18 protein-coding genes are annotated in these 21,926 nt (G+C 55.9%); all 18 read left to right on the top strand.

Annotated elements, in window-relative coordinates:
- The first annotated feature begins 4 nt into the window (after nucleotides 1-4).
- The 18 genes from AC1DIG_RS23510 to AC1DIG_RS23425 all read left to right on the top strand — a co-directional run bounded on the left by AC1DIG_RS23510 (nucleotide 5) and on the right by AC1DIG_RS23425 (nucleotide 21,879).
- Nucleotides 5-1,522 carry a sigma-54 interaction domain-containing protein gene (locus AC1DIG_RS23510; protein ID WP_477769228.1) on the top strand — a complete coding sequence of 506 codons (1,518 nt, stop codon included), beginning with the start codon at nucleotides 5-7 and terminating at the stop codon, nucleotides 1,520-1,522.
- Between the two features lie 93 nt (nucleotides 1,523-1,615).
- A complete protein-coding gene (locus tag AC1DIG_RS23505; RefSeq protein ID WP_092276060.1) occupies nucleotides 1,616-1,756 on the top strand; it encodes a type VI secretion protein in 141 nt (46 codons plus the stop codon).
- Nucleotides 1,757-1,773: 17 nt separating this feature from the next.
- Nucleotides 1,774-2,973 carry a type VI secretion system-associated FHA domain protein TagH gene (gene tagH / locus AC1DIG_RS23500; protein WP_477769227.1) on the top strand — a complete coding sequence of 400 codons (1,200 nt, stop codon included), beginning with the start codon at nucleotides 1,774-1,776 and terminating at the stop codon, nucleotides 2,971-2,973.
- Between the two features lie 5 nt (nucleotides 2,974-2,978).
- Entirely contained in the window at nucleotides 2,979-3,479 is a 501-nt protein-coding gene (tssJ, locus tag AC1DIG_RS23495) for a type VI secretion system lipoprotein TssJ (RefSeq protein WP_477769226.1), read from the top strand.
- Between the two features lie 2 nt (nucleotides 3,480-3,481).
- On the top strand, nucleotides 3,482-4,813 hold the full coding sequence (gene tssK / locus AC1DIG_RS23490) for a type VI secretion system baseplate subunit TssK (protein WP_071552761.1): 1,332 nt from the start codon (nucleotides 3,482-3,484) through the stop codon (nucleotides 4,811-4,813).
- 5 nt (nucleotides 4,814-4,818) lie between these two features.
- Nucleotides 4,819-5,694, top strand: a complete 876-nt coding sequence (gene icmH / locus AC1DIG_RS23485; protein WP_477769225.1) for a type IVB secretion system protein IcmH/DotU — start codon at nucleotides 4,819-4,821, stop codon at nucleotides 5,692-5,694.
- Nucleotides 5,695-5,708: 14 nt separating this feature from the next.
- Complete coding sequence (gene tssM, locus AC1DIG_RS23480) at nucleotides 5,709-9,236, top strand: type VI secretion system membrane subunit TssM (RefSeq protein WP_477769224.1); 3,528 nt, start codon at nucleotides 5,709-5,711, stop codon at nucleotides 9,234-9,236.
- Nucleotides 9,236-9,964, top strand: a complete 729-nt coding sequence (locus AC1DIG_RS23475) for a PP2C family protein-serine/threonine phosphatase (RefSeq protein ID WP_123581112.1) — start codon at nucleotides 9,236-9,238, stop codon at nucleotides 9,962-9,964. The genes tssM and AC1DIG_RS23475 overlap by 1 nt, the downstream gene beginning before the upstream one ends.
- Nucleotides 9,961-10,968 carry a serine/threonine-protein kinase gene (locus AC1DIG_RS23470; RefSeq protein ID WP_477769223.1) on the top strand — a complete coding sequence of 336 codons (1,008 nt, stop codon included), beginning with the start codon at nucleotides 9,961-9,963 and terminating at the stop codon, nucleotides 10,966-10,968. The genes AC1DIG_RS23475 and AC1DIG_RS23470 overlap by 4 nt, the downstream gene beginning before the upstream one ends.
- A 21-nt stretch (nucleotides 10,969-10,989) precedes the next feature.
- Entirely contained in the window at nucleotides 10,990-13,026 is a 2,037-nt protein-coding gene (locus AC1DIG_RS23465) for a type VI secretion system Vgr family protein (RefSeq protein WP_477769222.1), read from the top strand.
- 11 nt (nucleotides 13,027-13,037) lie between these two features.
- Nucleotides 13,038-14,066, top strand: coding sequence for an SEL1-like repeat protein (locus AC1DIG_RS23460; protein ID WP_477769221.1), 1,029 nt, complete (start codon nucleotides 13,038-13,040; stop codon nucleotides 14,064-14,066).
- A complete protein-coding gene (locus tag AC1DIG_RS23455) occupies nucleotides 14,066-17,083 on the top strand; it encodes a hypothetical protein (RefSeq protein WP_477769220.1) in 3,018 nt (1,005 codons plus the stop codon). The genes AC1DIG_RS23460 and AC1DIG_RS23455 overlap by 1 nt, the downstream gene beginning before the upstream one ends.
- Nucleotides 17,084-17,086: 3 nt before the next feature.
- Nucleotides 17,087-17,497: a hypothetical protein gene (locus AC1DIG_RS23450; protein ID WP_477769219.1), complete on the top strand. Its 411-nt coding sequence runs from the start codon at nucleotides 17,087-17,089 to the stop codon at nucleotides 17,495-17,497.
- 155 nt (nucleotides 17,498-17,652) lie between these two features.
- Entirely contained in the window at nucleotides 17,653-18,402 is a 750-nt protein-coding gene (locus AC1DIG_RS23445; protein ID WP_477769218.1) for a lysozyme inhibitor LprI family protein, read from the top strand.
- 385 nt (nucleotides 18,403-18,787) lie between these two features.
- Nucleotides 18,788-19,561, top strand: a complete 774-nt coding sequence (locus tag AC1DIG_RS23440; protein WP_477769217.1) for a hypothetical protein — start codon at nucleotides 18,788-18,790, stop codon at nucleotides 19,559-19,561.
- 177 nt (nucleotides 19,562-19,738) lie between these two features.
- On the top strand, nucleotides 19,739-20,272 hold the full coding sequence (locus AC1DIG_RS23435) for a hypothetical protein (RefSeq protein WP_477769216.1): 534 nt from the start codon (nucleotides 19,739-19,741) through the stop codon (nucleotides 20,270-20,272).
- A gap of 87 nt (nucleotides 20,273-20,359) precedes the next feature.
- Nucleotides 20,360-21,136, top strand: a complete 777-nt coding sequence (locus AC1DIG_RS23430; RefSeq protein WP_477769215.1) for a hypothetical protein — start codon at nucleotides 20,360-20,362, stop codon at nucleotides 21,134-21,136.
- A 173-nt stretch (nucleotides 21,137-21,309) separates the two neighbouring features.
- The gene (locus AC1DIG_RS23425; RefSeq protein ID WP_477769214.1) at nucleotides 21,310-21,879 is read left to right on the top strand and encodes a hypothetical protein; all 570 of its coding nucleotides are present in this window, start codon (nucleotides 21,310-21,312) and stop codon (nucleotides 21,877-21,879) included.
- Nucleotides 21,880-21,926: the final 47 nt, after the last annotated feature.

The following is a 21,926-nucleotide window of genomic DNA, read 5'->3' as shown; positions in this document are numbered from 1 at the left end:
TGTGATGTTCACTCGAGTGCCGCAGCCGCTGGTCTATGCCGAAGCCTTGCTGGCGAAGTTCGCCAGCTTGTCGTGCGCGGCTGACGGCGCTGCGCTGCTGGGTGACTTCGTGCGCGCGGTGGCCGAGCTCAGTGGCTGTGAGTTGAGTCAGCTGTACCTGCTCGACGCCACCCACACCAGCCTCGGGCTGAACGCCGAGTGTTTGCAGGGCATCCTGCAGCCACGGGAAACCGCGAGCCTGCCGGCCGACTACAACGGCGAGCAACTGCTGCAGTTTTCCCTGTGCCAGAACCGTGTGCTCAGCTTCACCGGGCTCAGTGGCAGCCTGCACGAAACCAGCTTCCTGCCGGAGCAGGCCGTGCCGTGGCAGTCGCTGCTGTGCGTGCCGCTGCTCAATCCGCAAAAAGCGGTGGTCGGCCTGCTGCTGTGCGCCAGCCGTGAACAGGTCGAGTTGCAGGGCTTCGCCGATTCGCTCGGGCAACTGGGTTCGTTCGTGCTTGGGCAATTGCACCTACTACAACGCCTGCGCCGGCCGGTGGGCGATGTGTCGCCGATGCCCAGCAGCGTGCCGAGTGCCAGCGGTTATGGCTTGATCGGCAAAAGCTCGGCGATGCGCCAGACCTACCAACTGATCAGCAAGGTTTTGCACAGCCCGTACACCGTGCTGCTGCGCGGCGAAACCGGCACCGGCAAGGAAGTGGTGGCGCGGGCCATCCACGATTGCGGACCGCGCCGTTCCCAGGCGTTCATCGTGCAAAACTGCGCGGCGTTCCCCGAGAACCTGCTGGAAAGTGAGCTGTTCGGCTACCGTAAAGGCGCCTTCACCGGCGCCGACCGTGACCGCGCCGGGCTGTTCGATGCGGCCAACGGCGGGACCTTGCTACTGGACGAAATCGGCGACATGCCGCTGTCCCTGCAAGCCAAGCTGTTGCGGGTCTTGCAGGAAGGCGAGATCCGTCCGCTGGGCTCCAACGACACCCACAAGATCGACGTGCGCATCATCGCTGCGACTCACCGCGACCTGGCGGTGCTGGTCAGCGAAGGCAAGTTCCGCGAAGACCTGTATTACCGCCTCGCGCAGTTCCCGATTGAGTTGCCGGCCTTGCGTCAGCGTGAAGGCGACATCCTCGACCTGGCCCGACACTTCGCCGACAAGGCCTGCACCTTTCTGCAACGTGATGCGGTGCGCTGGTCCGATGCGGCGCTTGATCACCTGTCGAGCTACGCCTTTCCCGGCAATGTTCGCGAACTCAAAGGCCTGGTTGAACGCGCCGTATTGCTCTGCGAAGGCGGCGAGTTGCTGGCCGAGCATTTCTCGCTGCGCATCGAGGTCGCGCCGCAGGAGTGCAGCCTGAACCTGCGTGAACGCCTGGAGCAGGTCGAGCGCAGTCTGTTGCTCGATTGCCTGCGCAAGAACGACGGCAACCAGACCCTCGCAGCCCGCGAACTCGGCCTGCCACGGCGCACGCTGCTGTACCGCCTCGGGCGCCTGAACATCAATCTCGGCGATTTCGATGGATAGGCCCATGACGCGTCATCTCATCCCTTTTGCTTCTTTCAGCGCCGCCCTCAAGGGTCGGCGCTTTGTGCATTGTTTAGCCCTGGAGACCCTCTGATGCCTGTTCGTCACTGGCAAGCCGTCCTGCTGACCCTCGTCGTTCTATGCGGCCTCGGGGGCTGTAGCGGCAATTACAAATTCAACGACAACACCTATCGCCCTCTGGGTGATCCGCAGGCGGTCAATCGCGGCAAGTGACCGCAAGGAGCGACATCATGGAACTGGTTTTCGAAATGCTGAACACCAAGCAGTTCGTGCCCACGGATTTGTGCCAAAAGACCTTCAAGCAGGCTGGCGGCGTGATCGGGCGGGGCGAGGATTGCGACTGGATCATTCCGGACCGCAAGCGTCACCTGTCCAACCATCACGCGCTGATCAGCTACCGCGACGGCACGTTTTTCCTGACCGATACCAGCAGCAACGGTATTCAGGCCAGCGAAAGCGGCGCGCGTCTGCGCAAGGGTGAAGCGCAGCGCATCGAACACGGCAGCGTCTACGTGCTGGGGGATTTCGAAATCCGTGCGCGGCTGGTACGCGACCCGGCCACCTTCGATACCGAAGTCGGCCGCCCGCAAGCCGCCGGCAGCATCATTCCGGACGATGCATTTCTCGACCTTGATCCGCTCATGGCGCTCGATCAGCAGGAACGGGTCTACTCGGAAATCGACGAACTGAGCGCCCTCAATGCGCCGCGTCAGGAGCCGCGCCAGCGTGCCGACTACGCGCGCATCGACATGGAAAGCCTGCTGGTGCCGGAACTGGTGGCCGCACCCGCCGCGCCGGAACCTGCGCCGGCACCCAAGGCGATCGAGCGTCAAAGCGAAGGCTTCTGGGAGCATTTCGGTGATGCGCTGGGCGTCGACCTCAAAGGCCTCGATCACGACAGCCGCGAAGCCCTGGCGATCAACGCCGCGCGTTTGCTCAAGCAAAGCGTGGGCGGTTTGCAGCAGAGCCTGCGCACCCGTTCGGAGCTGAAAAACGAACTGCGCCTGGCGCAGACCACCGTTCAAGGCACCGGTAAAAACCCGCTGAAATTTGCCGTCGATGCCAGCGAAGCGCTGGGCATTCTGTTGCAGGGCGACAAACCCGGCCAGTTGCCGGCCGGGCAGGCGATCTCGCGGGCGTTCCGTGATTTGCAGGCGCATCAGGTGGCCTTGCTCACCGCCAGCCGCGCGGCGGTACGCGGCACCCTCGAGCACTTCTCGCCACAGCAACTGACCCTGCGTTTCGAGCGCGACGGCAACAAGCCGCTGCTCGCCACCTCGGGCAGCCGCTGGAGAGCCTACGGCCGTTATCACCAGGCGCTGCGTCAGGACGATGACTGGAGCGAACGCCTGCTGGCGCGGGATTTCGCCCAGGCCTACGAAGAACAGATCCGCCTGATTTCCACCCTACACACCGACCACCAAGGATGATGCGCATGTCTCGCTGCAAGGCCGTAATAATCAACATGCTGACAGCGTTCACCGCCCTGGTGCTGCTGGCCGGCTGCTCGTCGATTTCACCGTATTCCACCGTCACCAAGCTCAACCTCAAGCTGACCGCCAGCGATCAGGTCAACCCGGACCTCAATGGCCGACCATCGCCGATTGTCGTGCGGCTGATTGAACTCAAGCACCCGGTGGCCTTCGAAAACGCTGACTTCTTCAGCCTGTACGAGCGCGCCAAGGAATCCCTGTCGCCCGACCTCGTGGCCAGCGAAGAGCTGGAATTGCGCCCGGGCGAAACCGCCGAGTTCAAGCTCAGCGTCGAAAGCGGCAGCCGCTACGTCGGCGTGCTCGCGGCGTATCGCGACCTGCGTGAAACCCAATGGCGCTACGTGGTTCAAGTCACCCCGGCCGATCTGACCGTGGCCGAGCTGATCCTTGATAAGAACGGCATCCATGACAAAAACCAAAAGCTCGCCAAGGCGGATGACTGAACATGAACGTGCATAAAGTCATTTGGCAGGAAGGCATGTTGCTGCGCCCGCAGCACTTCCAGCACAACGATCGCTACTACGACAACCAGATGAAAACCCGTACCCAGTTGCTGGGCAGTTACACCTGGGGTTTTCTGGGGCTCGAGATCGACTTGCAGTTCCTCAACATGGGCAAACTGGTGATCAGCCAGGCCTCGGGGATTCTCCCGGACGGCAGCCTGTTCGAACTCGGCGGCAACACCGAACCGCTGGCCCTCGACGTCCCGCCGAACACCGGCAACACGCCGATCTACCTGGCGTTGCCGCTGGTCACCGGTAACCACATCGAGTCGCGTCGCCCGGAGCAATCCGACGTGCTGGCGCGTTACACCGCGTACGAAGCGGAAGTCGCCGACTCCAACGCCGGCGATGATTCCAGCAGCCAGGTCAGCTGCGCGCGCCCGGACTTCCGCTTGTTGCTCGGCGAGCAGCAGAGCGACCAGGCCTACGTCAAACTGAAGATCTGCGAAGTCCTCGACACCACGCCTGACGGCGTGATCAGCCTCGACCCGGACTTCGTCCCGACCTTCATCCACGCTCACGCGTCGGGCTACCTGCTGTCGTGCCTCAAAGAAGTCATCAGCATGCTCGGCCACCGTGGCGACACCATTGCCGACCGGATTCGCTCCAACGGCAAGGTCGGTGGCGCGGAAGTCGGCGATTTCATGATGCTGCAACTGATCAACCGCACCGAACTGGTCCTGCGCCATTACCTCGGCCTGGAACAGGTTCACCCGGAAGAGTTGTACCGCACGCTGCTGTCGATGCTCGGCGATCTGTCGACCTTTGCCAGCGACAGCAAACGCCCGCGTCTGGACAGCCGCTATCAGCACAGCGACCAGGGCGCGAGCTTCCGCAAATTGATGGAAGCGATTCGTCAGGTGCTGTCGATGGTGCTCGAACAGCACGCCATCGAACTGGTGCTGCAAGCCCGTCAATACGGCATCACCGTGTCGCCGCTGCACGACCACAAACTGCTGGGCACGGCGTCGTTCGTGCTGGCGGCCAGTGCCAACTGCGACTCCGAAGAGCTGCGTCATCGCCTGCCGGCTCACCTCAAGGTCGGCCCGGTGGAGCGCATCCGTCAGCTGGTCAACCTGCACCTGCCGGGCATCAAGGTCAAACCCTTGCCCGTGGCGCCGCGGCAGATCCCGTTCCACTCGAACAAAACCTATTTCATCCTCGAACTCAGTTCCGAAGACCTGGCACAACTGGAGCGCTCCGGCGGCTTCGCGTTCCACGTGTCCGGCGAATTTGCCGAGCTTGAACTGAAATTCTGGGCCATCAGGAACTGACCGATATGATCAAGGAAATGGATCACCATCAGGATGACAAAACCGTCCTGCTCGATCGCCAGGGCCATGGCCCGGCACAGAGTCCGCTGACCGATTTCGCCGCACCGCCGCGTTTCGAGCAACTGGAAGAACGCATGATCTACGCCGCGCGCCTGCGTCCGGCGGAAGCGTTCAACATCAGCCTCAACTCGCTGGTGGCGGCGTCCTCCGACCTGTTGTCGGAAGTGGTGCGGCTCAAGCACAGCGACACCCGCGAAGACATGCACGCGCTCAACGAGCGGCTGACGGCTGCGCTGAAACTCTTCGAAGTCCGGGCGCTGCACAACGGCGCCGAGAGCAGCCAGGTGATGGCCGCGCGTTACGTACTCTGCACCGTGGTCGACGAAGCAGTGGTCACCACCCCGTGGGGCAACGAAAGCGAGTGGTCGCAGATGAGCCTGCTCAGCAGCTTCCACAACGAGACCTTTGGCGGCGAGAAATTCTTCCAGCTGCTCGATCGTCTGTCGAAGAACCCGGTCAAACACCTGCCGATGCTGGAACTGATGTACCTGTGCCTGTCGCTCGGTTTCGAGGGCAAGTACCGGGTGCAGGCGCGCGGCATGCTGGAGCTCGACGGCATTCGCGATGCGCTCTATCGGCAGATTCGCCAGCTGCGCGGTGACGTGCCGCGTGAACTGTCGCCGCACTGGGAAGGCCTCAATGACAGGCGTCGCAGCCTGGTGCGTATCGTGCCGTGGTGGATGGTGGCGCTGTTTACGCTGGTGTGCCTGGTGGTGATGTATTCGGGTTTTGCCTGGGTGCTCGGCGAGCAGCGCGACACCGTTCTGCAACCTTATCAGCCGCTTGATCCAGCCGCGGTTCAGCAGCTGTCGAAGCCGTAAAACAGGGACGTGTGATGAAAAAGTTTTTCAAAAAAGTCGGCGCGTTCCTGCGCAAGACCTGGGTCTGGACTCTGCTGCTGGTGCTGTTCGTCGCGCTGCTGGTGTGGTTCGTCGGACCGCTGCTGGCCGTCAACGATTACAAATTCTGGGAAGGCTCGACCTCGCGCCTGCTGACCATCAGCGTGCTGTTCCTGATCTGGGGCCTGACCATGGTCTTCGTCAGCTGGCGCGCCGGTGTGCGTAAAAAAGCCGTCGAAGAAACCGAAGACGGCCAGGATCGCATTCGCCGCGAAGAGCTGATCGACGAGGAGCAAAAGGAGCTGCGTGCACGTTTCAAAGACGCGCTGCGCACCTTGAAAACCTCCAGCCTGTATCGTGGCCGCAGCGAACGCTGGCGCAACGATCTGCCGTGGTACCTGCTGATCGGTCCGCAGGGCAGCGGCAAAACCAGCCTGCTGGACTTCTCGGGCCTTGAGTTTCCGATCAACAAAATCGACCGCAAACTCACCCGCGACACCATCGGCACCCGCCATTGCGACTGGTACTTCGCCGACCACGGCGTGTTGATCGACACCGCCGGGCGTTACCTGACCCAGCCGGACGTGGACGTCGACGGCAGCGCCTGGACCACCTTGCTCGACCTGCTGCGCAAGCGTCGTCGCAACCGCCCGTTGAACGGCGTGCTGGTGACCATTCCAGTGGAACTGCTGCTGAGTGGCACCGAACAAGACCTCGACACCCTGGCGCGTCAGGTGCGTGCGCGGCTGCAAGACGTGCATCAAAAACTGCACGTCGACCTGCCGATCTATCTGGTGCTGAGCAAGGCCGACCAGTTGCTGGGCTTCGACGAGTTCTTCGATCAGCTGACCCGCGAAGAAAGCGATCAGGTGCTCGGTACCAGCTTCCGCAAAGAGCAAAGCGGCACCGACGTGGCCGTGCTGCGCGCTGAGTTCGAAGAGCTGCTGCGTCGCCTCAACAGCCAGGTGATCATGCGCATGCACCAGGAGCGCGACACCCAGCGCCGTGGTCGCATTCTCGACTTCCCGCATCAACTGGGGCAGATCGGCGAACGCCTGTGCCTGTTCGTCGACATGGCGTTCACCGGCAACCGCTACCAGCGTGTCAGCCAGTTACGCGGTTTCTACCTGACCAGCGCACCGCACTTGAAGCAACAGATGGACCAGAGCACCGCGGGTATTGGCGCCAGCCTGGGCATCGACAGCGGCGTGTTGCCAACCTTGCGCAGCGGTCGCTCGCGGTTCATCCACCACGTGCTCAGCCGGGTGATTTTCCCCGAGGCCGATCTGGCCGGTCTGGACAAGCGCGAACGCAACCGCATCCATTGGGGCCAGCGCGCGTTGTACGTCGGTGCATTGGCGGCGCTGGGCCTGTTCGGCCTGCTTTGGGCAACGGGTTTCTCGGCCAACTACGAACGCCTGGAACACCTGCGTTCGCTGGCGCAAACCTGGACCCAGCAACGCTCGGCGCTGACCGCTCGGGATGATGCGATGGGCGTGCTGAAAACCCTCGACACCAGCTATGAAGCGACCAAGGTTTTCCCGCCTAAAGGCGACGTGTCGATGTTCGAGCGCGGTGGTCTGTATCAGGGCAACGAGAGCAACCCGGTGGTCAAGAACGCGTACCAGCGTGAACTTGAAGCCCAGCTGCTGCCGCGAGTGGCGCAACTGCTCGAAGGGCAGATTCGCAGCAACATGGGCGACCGCGATCGCCTGCTCAACAGCCTGCGCGCCTACCTGATGCTGAACATGAAGGATCGCCGCGATCCGGCGTGGCTGAAAGATTGGGTGGCTCAGGACTGGTCGGTCCGTTACACCGGCAACACCGCGGTGCAGAACGGTCTGAACGGGCACTTCGAGCGTCTGCTCAAGCAGCCGTTTATCTACCCGCTCAACGATGCATTGGTCGCCCAGGCGCGTCAGGTTCTGCGCAGCGAATCGCTGGCCACCGTGGTCTACCGGATGCTGCGCGAGCAGGCCCGCAACCTGCCGGATTACCGCTTCAGCCAACACCTCGGTCCACAGGGTGCACTGTTCGTCGGCACCGACTACGTGATCCCGGGGTTCTACACCCAACAGGGTTATCAGCAGTACTTCTCGGTCCAGGGCTCGGCACTGGTCACCGACATCCTGCGTGACAACTGGGTGCTGGGCGAAGGCTCGGGCATGAGCGGCATGGACTTGCGCCGCCTGATGGTCGAACTGGAGCAACTGTACTTCCGCGACTATGCCAACTTCTGGAGTGAAGCGGTTGGCCAGGTGGCGTTGCGGCCAATCAACGACGCCGGTGAAGGCGCTGAGCAACTGGCCGGGCTGACGTCCGCCAACTCGCCGATCCTGCAGATGCTGGTTGAAGTGCGCGAGAACACCCGTTTCCCGGTGATCGCCGAGAGCGCTGATGAAGCCGCCGACGTCGCTGACAAACTGGGTGCCAAGGGCGGAAAACTCGGCAAGCTCGCCGCAGCTGCTGCGGGCAAGGCGTCGGAAGCCCTGACCAAGAACCTTCCGGACACCGCGAAGAAATCCCTGCAACGGCGCTTCGAACCGCTGCACCGTTTGCTGGATGACAACAACGGCCCGGCCGCCGACCTGACCCCGGCGCTGCAAGCGCTGAACGACCTGCAACTGCAACTGTCCAGCCTGGCGCGTGCCAGTGCCCCGGATCAGGCCGCGTTCGAAATGGCCAAGACCCGCATGAGCGGCCAGCGCGATGCGCTGAGCAACTTGCGCAACGCTTCGGGTCGCCTGCCGCGCCCGATCAGCGTGTGGTTCAACGTACTGGCCGAAGACACCTGGCGTCTGGTGCTCAACGATTCCTACCAGTACCTCAACCAGCGCTACCAGAGCGAGCTGTACAGCTTCTATGGCAAGGCGATCAACAAGCGTTACCCGTTCAACGCCCACAGCACTAGCGACGTTGCGATCAGCGACTTCCGCGAGTTCTTCAAGGCGCAGGGTATTGCCGATCGCTTCTTCGACACCTACATGCGGCCTTTCGTCAGCGGCGATCCGGGCAACTACCGCCTGCGCAGCATTGACGGTCACAGCCTGCCGATGTCCAAGGTCTACCTCGACCAGATGGCTGCGGCACAAGTGATCCGCCAAAGCTTCTTTGCCGAAAACCCGGCCGAGCCGCAGGTGCAGTTCAAACTGGAGCCGTACACCCTCGACCCGGCTGTCAGCCGTTCCGAGTTCCGCTTTGGCGACAAGACCATGGAATACCGCCATGGCCCGATCGTGCCGGTGGCCTTCAAATGGCCAACCGACGCGGAAGACGGTCGCACCAGCCTGGTCCTCGAAAAAATGGCCGGCCGCCCGATCGGCATCGAGAAAAACACCGGCCCATGGTCGCTGTTCCGTCTGTTCGATTTGATGCAGACCGAATACCTGACCGGTCGCGACGTACTGGTGCTCAAGGCTGATGTGGGTGGCCTGCGCGCCAACTACCTGCTGATGAGCCAGCGCACGCCGAACCCGTTCGACATGGGCGTGTTGCGCACCTTCCGTATGCCGGTGCAGCTCTGATGCTGGTTGCCAGCCCCTGGCGTAGCGCGGCGCGTACCGATCCGGGCAAGGTTCGGGCGCGCAACGAAGATGCTTTCCTCGACAGCCCGGAGCATGGCCTGTGGGTGGTCGCGGACGGCATGGGCGGTCATCAGGGTGGCGACATCGCCAGCCAGTTGATCGTCGCCAGCCTGGCGGAATTGCCCGTCGAAGACAGCTTCGACGAGCGGCTCAAAGGCGTGCGCCAGTGCCTGCACTGGCTCAACCGTCGCTTGGGCCAGGAATTGACCGTCACCGCCGGGCGCCATGACAGCATCATGGGCAGCACGGTGGTGGCGTTGTTGGTGGACGGTAATCGCGCGGCCTGCATCTGGGCCGGCGACAGCCGTTGTTACCTGTGGCGTGGGCAGCGTTTGTATCAGCTGTCCAAGGACCATTCGCTGATGCAGCAACTGATCGACGAACAACAGATGAGCGTCGAGCAAGCCCGGGCTCATCCGGCCGCCAGCGCCTTGACCCGTGCGGTCGGGGCCAGCGAGCAATTGACCCTGGACGTGCTCGAACTCGAGGTCTATCCCGGCGATGCGTTTCTGCTGTGCAGCGACGGTTTGTACCAGGGCTTGAGCAGCGACGCGCTGGGCAACGCCTTGAGCCTGACCGCGCCGCACGTGGCGCTGGAACGGTTGTTCGACGGCGCCTTGCGCGGTTCGGCGCGGGACAACCTGACTGCCGTGGTGATCCGCCAATGAGTGAACTCAATCCTGTGCTCGACGAGCTACTGGTCAGCGACGAAGAAGCGGCCAACCTGACCTACTTTGCCTTCGCTAAATCCCATGCAGCGCCGCGTGCCGTGGCGACGACCCGGGCCAGCGTTGGCGCGTTGCCGGACGTGTTGGCGGGGCGTTACCGCATCGAGCGTTTGCTCGGTGCCGGTGGCATGGGCGCGGTGTATCGCGCACGGGACCTGCTGCACGAACAGTTCGGTGACCCCGACCCGTACATAGCGCTGAAAATCCTCAGCGAAGAATTTGCCGAATCGCCGGACGCCAGTGCCTTGCTCTACAGCGAGTTCGCCCTGACCCGGCGCCTGCGCCACTTGAACGTGGTGCGTTTGCACAGCTTTGAAGTGGACACCGAGTGCCAGCGCGCCTTCATCACCATGGAACTGATGCGTGGGCTGACGCTGGACAAACTGCTCTGCGAACGGCCCCTGGGCCTGCCGTGGCAAGAATTGCGTGACATTGCGCTGCCGCTGCTCGACGCGTTGGCCTATGCCCACGGTCGCGGCGTGCTGCACGGTGATTTGAAACCGAGCAACGTGATGCTCAGCGAGGAGGGCGTGCGCTTGTTCGACTTCGGCCTCGGCCAGGCCGAGGAGGGCGTATTGCCCGGCCTGCCGCATTTGAGCCGCAGTCGTTTCAACGCCTGGACCCCGGGCTACGCCGCGCCGGAACTGCTGGAAGGCGCAGCGCTGACCGCCAGCGCCGACCTCTTCGCGGTGGCCTGCGTGATCTATGAACTGGCGGGCGGCAAACACCCGTTCCGCCGCTTGCCGTCGACCGAGGCCCGCGACGGGGATCTCGAACGCGAGCTGCATGCACCGAAAAATCTACCGAAACACTGCTGGCCAGCGCTGCGCACGGCGCTGGCTTTCGATGCGGCAGATCGCACGATCACTGCCGCACAACTGCGTGACGCCCTGGGCGCCACTTCCTCCTGGCTGCAACGCTGGCTGCATCGGCGCAACGGATGACTACCGAACAGGGAGCAAGCAATGTTCAACCCTTCTAACGAAACCCATTTCAGCCTGACCGTAGCTGACTTCCAGGGTGACCTGCAAGTGCTGTCGTTCACTGGCACCGAAGGCATCAGCCAGCCCTATCGTTTCGACCTGGAACTGGTCAGCGAAAACCCCGATCTGGACCTGGAAACGCTGCTGCACAAACAGGCGTTTCTGGCGTTCGACCCGAAAGGCAGTGGCATTCACGGCCAGATCTACCGCGTCGCCCAAGGCGATGCCGGCAAACGCCTGACCCGCTACAAAGTGTCGTTGGTGCCGCAACTCGAATACCTGCGCCACCGCACCAACCAGCGCATCTACCAGCAGATGTCGGCGCCGAAAATCATTGCGCTGATCCTCGAAGAACACGGCATCAAGGGCAACGCCTACAGCTTCCAGTTGAGCCAGCCGTGCCCGGATCGCGACTACTGCGTGCAGTACGACGAAACCGACCTGCATTTCGTCCAGCGGTTGTGTGAGGAAGAGGGCATTCACTACCACTTCCAGCACGACGCCAAGGGCCACAAACTGGTGTTCGGCGACGACCAGACCGTGTTCCCGAAACTCGGCCAGCCCACGGCCTACGTGCAGGGCAGCGGCATGGTCGCCGACGAGCCGGTGATCAAAGGCTTCACGCTGCGCCTGGAAACCCGCACCAACCGCACCACGCGCCGCGACTACGATTTCGAGAAGCCGCGCCTGCAACTGGAGGCGGCCTACAAACCCGACGGCAAAAGTGACGAGCCGGACCTGGAAGACTACGACTACCCGGGTAGTTTTACCGAGCGCGCACGCGGCAAGTTCCTCAGCCAGCGGGCGCTGGAACGCCACCGCGCCGACTACCAGCAAGCCGAAGGCCGTGGCGACCAGACCACCCTGGTCAGCGGCCACTTCCTGGAGATCTCCGACCACCCGCGCACCGAGTGGAACGACCTCTGGTTGCTGACCGAAGTCATCCACGAAGGCAAACAACCGCAAGTCCTCGAAGAGTCGGTGACCAGCGACACCACCGCCAACAAGGACGACTTCCACCAGGGTTACCGCAACCGCTTCCTCGCCACCCCGTGGGACGTGTTCTACCGCCCGGCGTTGCTGCACCCCAAACCCCGCGTGCTCGGCAGCCAGACCGCGCAAGTCACCGGCCCCAAAGGTGAAGAAATCCACTGCGACCAATACGGCCGCGTGAAAGTGCAATTCCACTGGGACCGCGAAGGCCTGGCCGACGACAAAACCAGCTGCTGGCTGCGCGTCTCCAGCAGTTGGGCCGGCGACCGCTACGGCGCCATCGCCATCCCGCGCATCGGCATGGAAGTGCTCGTCACCTTCCTTGAAGGCGACCCCGACCAACCGCTGGTGACCGGCTGCCTGTACCACAAGGAAAACCAGGTGCCGTACGCCTTGCCGGCGAACAAAACCCGCAGCGTCTTCAAAACCCTCAGCTCCCCCGGTGGCGGCGGCTTCAACGAACTGCGCATCGAAGACAAAAAAGGCGCCGAACAAATCTTCATCCACGCCCAGCGCGACTGGGATGAAAACATCGAACACGACCAGAAAATCCGCGTCGGCAACGAACGCCACGACACGGTGATCAAGAACACCTACACCGAACTCAAGGCTGAAGAACACCGCACCACCATTGCCGACCGAAAAGTCGAAACGCGGATGGACGACCACCTGACCATCGGCCAGAACCAACACATCAAACTCGGCACCGCCCAACTCACCAGCGCCGGAAGAGAAATCCACCTCAAGGCCGGCGACAAAATGGTCATCGAGGCGGGATCGGAACTGACAATCAAGGGCGGTGGCAGCTTTATCAAGCTGGATGCGGGTGGCGTGACGGTGGTTGGGCCGGTGGTGAAGATTAATGCTGGAGGTTCGGCGGGGAGTGGGACGGGGATTGGGATTAAGCCACCGGTGCTGCCGGGGGCGGCGGATAAGGATAAGGCGGGGAGTTTGATGGATCAGGCGTTGGGGAATGCGCCGCCTGAGAAGGTTAAACCGAAGGCTTTTTTTGTGTTTTCTGAGTGATGAGTTTTGTGATGACAAAAAATAAACACATTAGGCAATTGAAGTGGGTCTCCATCGCATTGCTGACGTTGGGCGTGTGTTCTGGTGCCTTTGCCTCTTCGTCTAGTGACCTTCAATGCCCAAGCGACAACTTTGCAGGGTTCGTCAAAGTTTTCTCATCTGAGCCAGAGGTACAGAAGTCCTTTACCACGTCACCCGTGCAAGAACTTCAAGTAACGGCTGATGGGGAAAAACCGAAGGTTGTCGAGCGCAGTCTCAAGACATTGGACCCCGCTGGGTTGAAGGTACTCGTTCCAGAAAATGCTGCTGAGTCGAAACTCACCATTCAGATAAAGTTGCCGAACAAGCTGATTGTCCGTGATCAGGCGGGCGAATTTTTGAAAATTTTCATCTTCAAGCATGGTGATTGCTGGAGCCTTCACCGTGTGGAGGATTGGTCGCTTGAGGCGGTAATGGATGCAGTAGCTCGAACGGAGAAGCTATCACCCGGTGAACGAGAGCTGAAAAAAGGCGCGATGTTCGACAGGTTGGTTAATCTGGCCTCCCCCGAATCCGGTGTTTATTTGTATGCCGCCGCTCTGGATAGTTATTTAGCTGGTGCGCAACAGGGGTCGGCACAAGCCGCATACGCTGCGGCTGGAATCAGTCTTTCTGGACAAGCACCGCGGCTGGAGAATGCCAAGATTCTGGATCTTTTGATCACGGCATTTAACAGCATTCCAGATGCAGGTTTGACGCTCGCAGATTTTTACTGCGATGAGGGTGAGTACGACGATAGACGCGTCTGTATCAATCCACAAAAGTCGATAGCTACATTGGAAAACGCTGCGCGCCGAGGCTCAACCAACGCACTTCTTCTACTGGGCGAAGTGTACGAAGTCGGCAATGTCGTACCTGTCGATCTACCTCGGGCAATGGCGTGTTACCAAGAGGCTAAAAAATCTGGTCTTGAGTCCGGTACGCGCGCTGTTGACCGCTTGGCGGTACAAGGTGTCGTTGCTGATAGCTCAATTCAATGTCTTAAAGCAGGAAGCTTCTGATGAGTACCGGACTACTTGAGCAGCGGGATCAATATCGCAGCCAATATGAATACGGCCCCTACAAGGGCTACACCGACCATGATAACAACGGTAAGAAAGAAATCGACTGCTCGGGTCTTTTGTACCGAATGCTAAAGGATGCGGGATATACAATCCCGTACCTGACAACGTCACAGCTAAATACGGACTTGACCCATTTCGACGTAATTCCGCTTGCGAGCGTCGAACCCGGTGATATCGCACTGTGGATCGTTTTCCACGGGCATACAGGGGTAATCGAGACTATTAACCCAGACCGGACCAAAGGGCACTTTTTCGGCTCGCAATCTTCGACCGGCCCGAAATCCACACTTTATGGCGAAGGTAGTGGCTTCTGGCCTATGCCAGAAAAGTTTTTGCGTCCGAAGCCCCAATACAGAACCGGGGCGCAACCAGCGCCAGCGCCTGCAGCTGCTCCGGCCCCTACGCCGGCAGGCCCTACGCCGTTGATGAACTTCCAATATCCGTTCCGAAAGGCTGACGGTAAACAGTTCATCGATGCAGAAGAGGTTTACCAAGTACTCGAAAATGAACGGTCAGGGCATTACCTGCTGGGCAGCAATAAGTTCTGGCATGGCGGCATTCATATCAGTGATGCAAGTTCTCCGCAATGCATACTGAATGAGCCGATACGCTGCATGGCCGATGGTGAAGTCGTCGCATATCGCCTTAATGAGGATTATCTGCAGTCAACATTTGGTGAGGGGGACGCGGCGAAAAAACTGAATTACTCCAGCTCTTTCTGCTTGGTGCGGCACGAGTACAAATCAGCGCCCAACCCGGAAGAAGGGCCAAACAAAGGTAAGCAAAACAAGCTGAATTTCTACAGTCTGTACATGCATTTGCTGCCCTATAAGCGTTATCCGTTATCCCCGGATGAGACACCGAAACCCAAAGTGACCATGCAGGTAAACGACTTTAAGGCGTACGACGACCTTCCCGAAACAAGCGGTGGACCGTACCCGGGGAAACTGGCCACAGGCACCAAGCTTGAGGTGCTGGAGGAAAGAAACGTCGGTAACGTCACCTATGCCAAAGGTAAAATCCTTTCCGGCAGTGTGAAGCATGGGGCACAAAAAGTTCGTGAAGCTGGAAGTGAGGTCTGGTTCGCCTATTTGAAGGATGGCGCACCTTATCAAAACTCCGTACCGAAACGCATTTGGTTGGCGGACGACATACCGGAGCGTGCCAAACCCAGGTATTGGCAAGGGAAGGTAAAGGCTAAAACGTGCCAACGCTTGGCGATGTATGCTGCACCAGCGAACCCAACGAATGGGCAACCTGCAGGTGCACGTGTAGGTGGGAATCTAGAGCTAACGGTCAATAGCACCATTGAGTTCAACAGCAAGGATGTTGTGAACCTGGTGCTCGACAACAGATTGCGGCGAATGGCCCCATGTACACCGGTGGACGCTAGCATTTGGACGGGCACGGGAAGCGTACCAGCAAATTTCTGGGCCATTATCGAAAGCGAACCGGATAGTCAGTACGTGCAGTGGGAGTCGCTCACGCCTACAGAATTTGAGGTGGTGTCGACTAGCATCGGCATCAAGGCCGGTGATCCGATTGGTTATATGGGTCAAACTGAAAACCTCACCAGTGAACAGGGCGGGACAGACAGTAAGCTCCAGGTTCACATCGAGATATTTACTGCTGAAGCCGACGTCATAGATTTCCTCAAAAACCTCGCCGGTTTGAAGATAGGCAAGCAGTATCTGCATCTACCAGTCGGAGCCGAACTCAAGAAAAAAGCGCCTGCCACTGGCAGCACCCCCCCGCTCAAGACGGAGCATGCGGTTGACTTGAGCAAGGCTCCGATTATTAAAGTAGGTACCGAAGATTGGTATGAAGTTAGTGTTGTCGATGATGGTCAGCCGGTTGTTGGACTGATGAAAAAAGCCGGTGCGGAAATCATCACGCAACACGACTGGGAGAAATTGGGTTTCCATATCGTTGAAGAGAGCAACGCGACAGCGGATGGATTCCTCGACCCTGAAGACATGCCGCAGTTCTTCAAAGACCTCTTTGCAAAAATTGATACAAATCACGATGGTGACGTTGATCCGGGCGAACTCGCCGACGCATTGAAGAATGCTGATACGCGAGACCAGTGGGCTAAGCTTATTGCTCGTCATCCGACTGAGTGGAAAGATAAAGCGGATTCGGCGAAGTGGAGTAAGTTGAACCAGTTGCTTGAGTCGACTCCGAAGACGCTTAAACATGAAAAAGAAAGAATAGATAAATATGTTTTTTGGGAGGAGCTGTCTGGGGCGGCAGCTATTAACTCAAGCTTGATTTATCATTTTCATCCAGTTGGCTTTATTGATAATTTTCTTGCTTTGGATGGTGATAATGATTTGAAATGGCTGAAAGTTGAAAGAGGGCAGCTAACCTTCGATGTAGAAGGGAATGATCTGGAAGATGCGGCGAATCCATTGCATATGTACTTCAGTCGGAAAGTGCATTGGCCTGGAGGAGCTTCTGGGGTAACAATTGGGAGAGGATATGACTTGGGTCAAAGGCCAAACCCTGAAAGTGATCTTGCCGCAGTGGGTATCGCTGAACCTTTGCTTAGTTGGCTTATAGGCTCAAAAGGCTTAAGTGGCACTGCTGCTAGGGACTATCTCAATAGTGCGAGCCCGGAGATTAGAAAGATATTTATAACAAGGAAGCAACAGCATCAGTTATTTGTGCCGATTTATGACTATATGAAGAGTGAGGTCATACGGATTTCGGATAAGCCTACGGTTGTTGGCTTATATGGTCATTTGAACTGGGATGCGACTGACCCTAAGATTCAGGATATGGCTATAGACTTGATCTATAGAGGGGATTATACAGGGGACGCGAGGGCTCTTATCCAAAGGCACATGACAGACAATAATTTGTCTGCATTCTCAAGTGTGATAAGTGATCAGTCGAAATGGGGGAATGTTCCTGAACAACGATTTAATAGTCGTGTTGATTATCTGAGGTGATTTATGAAGTTTTCGAAACTATTTCCTGTTTTTTGTGTTTTTTTTCTAGGCAGTGCTACAGCGGCAACAGCAGATATTGGCGCCGTTTCTGAAGTTGGATTTGGTCGTGTCGGAGCTAATGTGGTTCGATACGTAAAAACGTTTAGCAATAGCTGTCTTGAGGTTCAGGTTATTAGCCCGGACAGTAATTGGAAAGTATTGTCCACCTCAAATTTTTGCACTTTCGAAGGAAAGTCATTTGACTCGGATTTTACCGACGCTGGCTTCGAAGAAATATCCGTAAAGGATGATGGTGTTCATTTGATACTTAGTATTACGCCTCTTCGGATGACGGGTGAAGAACGAAGGGCATGTACTATACCTGTCGAAGGGACTGCTATCAAAGAGTTGAAGTGTTCGGAAGCTCATAAGTAATAGCTGCTTAGTCCTTCAGGAAGATCTCAAGCTAAGTATTCAGGCGAAGTATATCAGGGGCAGATCATGATATTGGTTGAACAAAAATCGTGATCTACCCTTGATTTTCCCCGTTACTAATTTATTGCTATCGTCATATTGTTAAGGTGCAAGGAATGCAGGTTTCAAGATTTTGCGTCGCTATTTTTCTAGCGTTACTGTCGACTGTTGTTAAAGCAGAAGGCACGATGGTGGCGACTGTGCTACAGGCCGATTTTTCTCAAGATCCGGAAATTCGGTTGCTTGTAAGGGTTACAGATATAGGGGGTGGGTCTGACTCAATACCTATGGCATCCCGTACTCTCTGCCAGGAAAGAGTCAAGGCACCTGAACGCCCTGGCCCAGACCCTTGTTTTTCGATAGAGATTACCGAAAATAAAAAGCAGAGGGCTATTGTCCGGCAAACCCTCTTGAATGAACCTCAGCGCGCAACCGATCCTATATATCTGGAAATTGCTTATCGCTCGGAAATTAGTAAGAGCGATCCGACGAATCATTACGGACGATCTGCTTTACTTAAGGTCGAAGAAAACGGTTTCTACAATTGGAATAATGAGGCAAAGCAGGCATTGGCTGACGTAGAATGGCCGGCCTCTTCCAACGCTGCGCTTGATGTAGCGCTTGTCGATGCAGATGCATTGCTCAACGCCGTGTATCGGGATCGATTGACTCGTCTCGACGATAACGCGCAGAAGGGCTTGAGAGAAGGGCAACGGGCTTGGATGAAGTTTCGAGATGCGGAATGCCAATCAGATGCTAAATCGTATAAAACGTTTTTCGGAGAGTATTCCAATGACTGTTTAATACGGACGACTATTGAGCGAGCACGTCAATTGGCTAAGGCGCCAGATAAGAATAAGCACTGAATGAACAAGCAAGAAAAGTGAGTGGGTTTGTTGTTGGTTTAGGATGATGGGAGAGAAAAGGGGACAGATTTATTTGATGGCTTCTCTGGGGGGTACTCATAAATAAATCTGTCCCCTTTGATTTGTGCTCAAGCTATTGGTGTAGCGATTGATGCAAACCCAGGGTTGGTGGAAAGCGATACGAAGTTATTATTGAAACCGGACTTTGGTTCTGGAAGTCGAATAGCATCGGTCCTATTGCAGATGACAGCGGTTTGCCAATGGATCAAAAAATCAAGGCGGTAACTAGAGTGATTAACTCAGGCCTAAAGGGGCTCGTTGAAAGGTTTGAGTTTACGAAAGATATTGCTAATATTTTTGAAGAGCTGTACGGAGCCTGTTCGGCATGAAAACTATTAAGCTGTTTAAGTTCTTTGTGTTTCTGTTTGCCTTTTACGCAATAAATTCTCTGGCTTGTGAGTCACCAAAAAGTGATGCGTTTCCAGCTGTTAAAACAGACGAAGGGTTTGTAGTTTTTAATAATGCGCCTTTGGCGGGTGAAGAGGGTCAAGACTCCGACGATATTGCTATCGAGATTGACTTTGTAAACTGTGCTGACGGTGTAAAAAAGCGTATAGGGGGGCTTCCATTTCTAGCGGCGACGGGAAATGTTAAGGCCGCCTTCTTGGCAGATGACAAAGTCGATGCTAAACCTAAACTGTTTGTCATTCATAGTGTCGAGATTAGAGCAGATACGGGTGTAAAGTATCTAGGGGGCTATTACACTGTTCATGTCTATTCTAATACGCCATCTGGCTATGTAAGGGATGAGCGGCTATCAAATTATTTTGGGGTGGGTGGGGATATCGCATCCGATGCCGATGAGTCAGTTTTGGCATACAGGTATCCATATAAGACTGCTGATGAAGTTGTCGCGAAAATTAACTCTGCAGCATATAAAAAATGGGCTGATAAGGAAGCGGTCAAGCTTACTATTAGTAAGAAGACATCGATTTATAGCTCTGCAAATTTGTTTGATGTGACGAAAATGTATTTAATAAAGGGAGATTCGGTCTTGCAGGAGTCGGTGGAGGCAGGGTGGATCGAAGTTATGTTTAAAACATCAAAAGGAAAAGAGATTCGGGGATGGGTCCAATGTGTCGATACGGACGGATGTTAGCAGATATTTTGGCGGAATTATTCTCTATTTTTAATTGAGAGGAAAGTACATCAAGGGCAGGCCGCGATTTCGATAGAAGAGAAATCGCGGCCTGCCCCCATGGGCTATCACAGATAGGAATAGCAGATACCAAGCTCTAGCGACGTTAGTGAATCTCTGATTAAGAGGCTATCTGTAATGCTCAGGTTTTTCGCGTTCGTTTTCTTGTTTGTGTTGACGGGGGTAGCCGTCGCTCAAGACGATGGGAAGTATTTACAGGGCAAAGTAGTTCAAGGGCCATACAAAACTACAGTTGTAGAGGGTGGCGAACTATCATTTTTAGAAACAGGTGAAGTGGAGTTTCCTGTATCGCTAGTGTTGGATGTGATGAGAAGTGGTGGCAGTTCTGTAAGAACGCTGGTAGATAAGTATGATGTTGCTGGATCAGCTCCGAAGATAGAGTCGATATTTTTTTATCCTGTCAGGGGGAAGAAGAATGTACTTGTATTGGTTTCTTGGGAGCTCACGAGTAGAGGTGTTGGTACTTATGGGGCTCTTTATCAAGTCTATGGTTACGAGCAAGGTGCAAATAGCAACTTGGTTGCCAATAAATTGATTCGCTTTGACAAGTATTTGAGCGGCATTGATGGATGTCAAGAGGGCGAAAGACAAACATTTGCATATAAGGATGCTGCCTCAATAAAGGCGTACATTAAAAAATATAAACGTTAACTTAGTGTTTTATATCAGTGACAGATCACGATATTGGTTGAAAAAGAATCGTGCTCTGTCCCTTGTATCTAATTTTTTGAGGGCGGGATGGTTTTTTTCCAGGGATTTATGCGTTTATTGGTTTTGGTGATCTTTTTTGGTGCTTCCTATACTTTTGCATGTGAAGCACCTAAGGACGCACCTTATCCACCGTTAGCGGTGGAGGGGGGGATGATTGTTTTCAGCTCAATCGCCGTACTTGAGGATGAGGGCAAGCCAAACCCGGAAATGGGGCTTGGCGTCAGCTTTCTTGATTGCTCTACTGGTATCACAAAATTCATTTCACGGTTACCTTATGTTGCAGATCCCGGCGAAGTACGAGACGTTTTCACAGCAAATGTAGTGAATAGTGATAAGGAGCTATTTGTCATTCATAACGCACCTATTCGTTCCTATACCGGGATAAGCTACGGAAGCGACTATTTCAGCGTAATGGCATTTCACAAAATCGAGGGGGAATTCACCCCTGATGAAAAGTTAACGGACTACTTCGGAAGTGGTGCTGACGTCCTCTCTTCAAATGACAATGACGATCAGCCGATTTATACCTATCCTTTCAAAATCCGCGATGCTGTTGTTTCTCAACTGGCGTCCAAAAATTACCGTGGCTGGGCGAGCGGTAAGCTACCTGATCTAAATGTTAATAAAAAGACGTCAATATATTCGTTGAAGTCCATGGCAACTGATACAAAGATGTATTTGGTAAAGGGTGACAAGGTAAAGCAGGAGGCTGTTTCAGCCGGGTGGATCTCTATTCTTTATACAACAACGAAGAAAAAAGAAATACGCGGTTGGGTCCTTTGCGAAAATGTGGGTGGGTGTTGACATTAGATATTGCATGTGATGTTAAGTGGCTAAAAAGGACGGATTTATTTGAAAGGTGTGTCGGGTTGCCTTGATAAAAAGATCTATCCGCTTTGTCCGAGCGCTCGGATTGTCTGGACAAGATTGCACCTGGTCTCGATCTGGAATAGGTCGGCGAAAATGGGATGTGTTGAGTGATAAAGTATAAATTTGCTTTTTCTGTATTGAGTTTTATTTGCTCTGTTTCTTTTTCAGTGTTGGTACCTGCTGAAGAAAGGCAATGCACATTTGATATGTCGCAATCAAAGCTTAAAGTTGCTGATTGTAGCCGGGAAGGAAATGTAAATATACTGAAGTTAGCCCCTCGTGATCAGCCTTCTTATGAGACAGATCTTGAGGGTCTTCCAACATTTATTGTTGCGGGGAAGGATTTAGACGCTATTTTGAAAGTGGTGGGGAATGGTGCCTCGCTGCCTTATAATAATTTAATTAAATTACCATATCCTAATGCGATTTTGAGTTATTCCGATGCGCCAACTGTGGCGAAGTTAAAGATGACGCAGGATAATTGGAAGTTGATCAGTATGAAAGATGTTGCATACGAAGGGCAAGGTGGTAACGAGGGCGCGGGAGTAGTGTGTAGTACCCTCGAGAGGGAAATAAACGAAGGTTATGTGGTTGTTTCTCAGTGTAATAGTTTTTTTGAAGGTGATATATTCGCGTTGAAAGGGTTGCTTAGTTCAATAGATGGTCAAAAGAAATGATTGCTGAGCGGGCGTGAGTAAGTGTGTCAGGGGCAGATCACGATATT

The sequence above is a fragment of the Pseudomonas sp. 05N431 genome, assembly GCF_056397005.1.
The sequence above is the reverse complement of the archived record's forward strand: the minus strand, read 5'-3'. Positions and strand labels throughout refer to the sequence as shown.

Excerpts from the sequence above, each read along its gene's own strand:
- icmH (WP_477769225.1), top strand. The coding sequence starts at position 4,819 with ATGATCAAGGAAATGGATCACCATCAGGATGACAAAACCGTCCTGCTC.
- AC1DIG_RS23435 (WP_477769216.1), top strand. The coding sequence starts at position 19,739 with ATGCTCAGGTTTTTCGCGTTCGTTTTCTTGTTTGTGTTGACGGGGGTA.
- AC1DIG_RS23440 (WP_477769217.1), top strand. The coding sequence starts at position 18,788 with ATGAAAACTATTAAGCTGTTTAAGTTCTTTGTGTTTCTGTTTGCCTTT.
- AC1DIG_RS23510 (WP_477769228.1), top strand. The coding sequence starts at position 5 with ATGTTCACTCGAGTGCCGCAGCCGCTGGTCTATGCCGAAGCCTTGCTG.
- tagH (WP_477769227.1), top strand. The coding sequence starts at position 1,774 with ATGGAACTGGTTTTCGAAATGCTGAACACCAAGCAGTTCGTGCCCACG.
- tssJ (WP_477769226.1), top strand. The coding sequence starts at position 2,979 with ATGTCTCGCTGCAAGGCCGTAATAATCAACATGCTGACAGCGTTCACC.
- AC1DIG_RS23465 (WP_477769222.1), top strand. The coding sequence starts at position 10,990 with ATGTTCAACCCTTCTAACGAAACCCATTTCAGCCTGACCGTAGCTGAC.
- AC1DIG_RS23430 (WP_477769215.1), top strand. The coding sequence starts at position 20,360 with ATGGTTTTTTTCCAGGGATTTATGCGTTTATTGGTTTTGGTGATCTTT.
- AC1DIG_RS23475 (WP_123581112.1), top strand. The coding sequence starts at position 9,236 with ATGCTGGTTGCCAGCCCCTGGCGTAGCGCGGCGCGTACCGATCCGGGC.
- AC1DIG_RS23455 (WP_477769220.1), top strand. The coding sequence starts at position 14,066 with ATGAGTACCGGACTACTTGAGCAGCGGGATCAATATCGCAGCCAATAT.
- AC1DIG_RS23460 (WP_477769221.1), top strand. The coding sequence starts at position 13,038 with ATGACAAAAAATAAACACATTAGGCAATTGAAGTGGGTCTCCATCGCA.
- AC1DIG_RS23450 (WP_477769219.1), top strand. The coding sequence starts at position 17,087 with ATGAAGTTTTCGAAACTATTTCCTGTTTTTTGTGTTTTTTTTCTAGGC.
- tssK (WP_071552761.1), top strand. The coding sequence starts at position 3,482 with ATGAACGTGCATAAAGTCATTTGGCAGGAAGGCATGTTGCTGCGCCCG.
- tssM (WP_477769224.1), top strand. The coding sequence starts at position 5,709 with ATGAAAAAGTTTTTCAAAAAAGTCGGCGCGTTCCTGCGCAAGACCTGG.
- AC1DIG_RS23505 (WP_092276060.1), top strand. The coding sequence starts at position 1,616 with ATGCCTGTTCGTCACTGGCAAGCCGTCCTGCTGACCCTCGTCGTTCTA.
- AC1DIG_RS23445 (WP_477769218.1), top strand. The coding sequence starts at position 17,653 with ATGCAGGTTTCAAGATTTTGCGTCGCTATTTTTCTAGCGTTACTGTCG.
- AC1DIG_RS23470 (WP_477769223.1), top strand. The coding sequence starts at position 9,961 with ATGAGTGAACTCAATCCTGTGCTCGACGAGCTACTGGTCAGCGACGAA.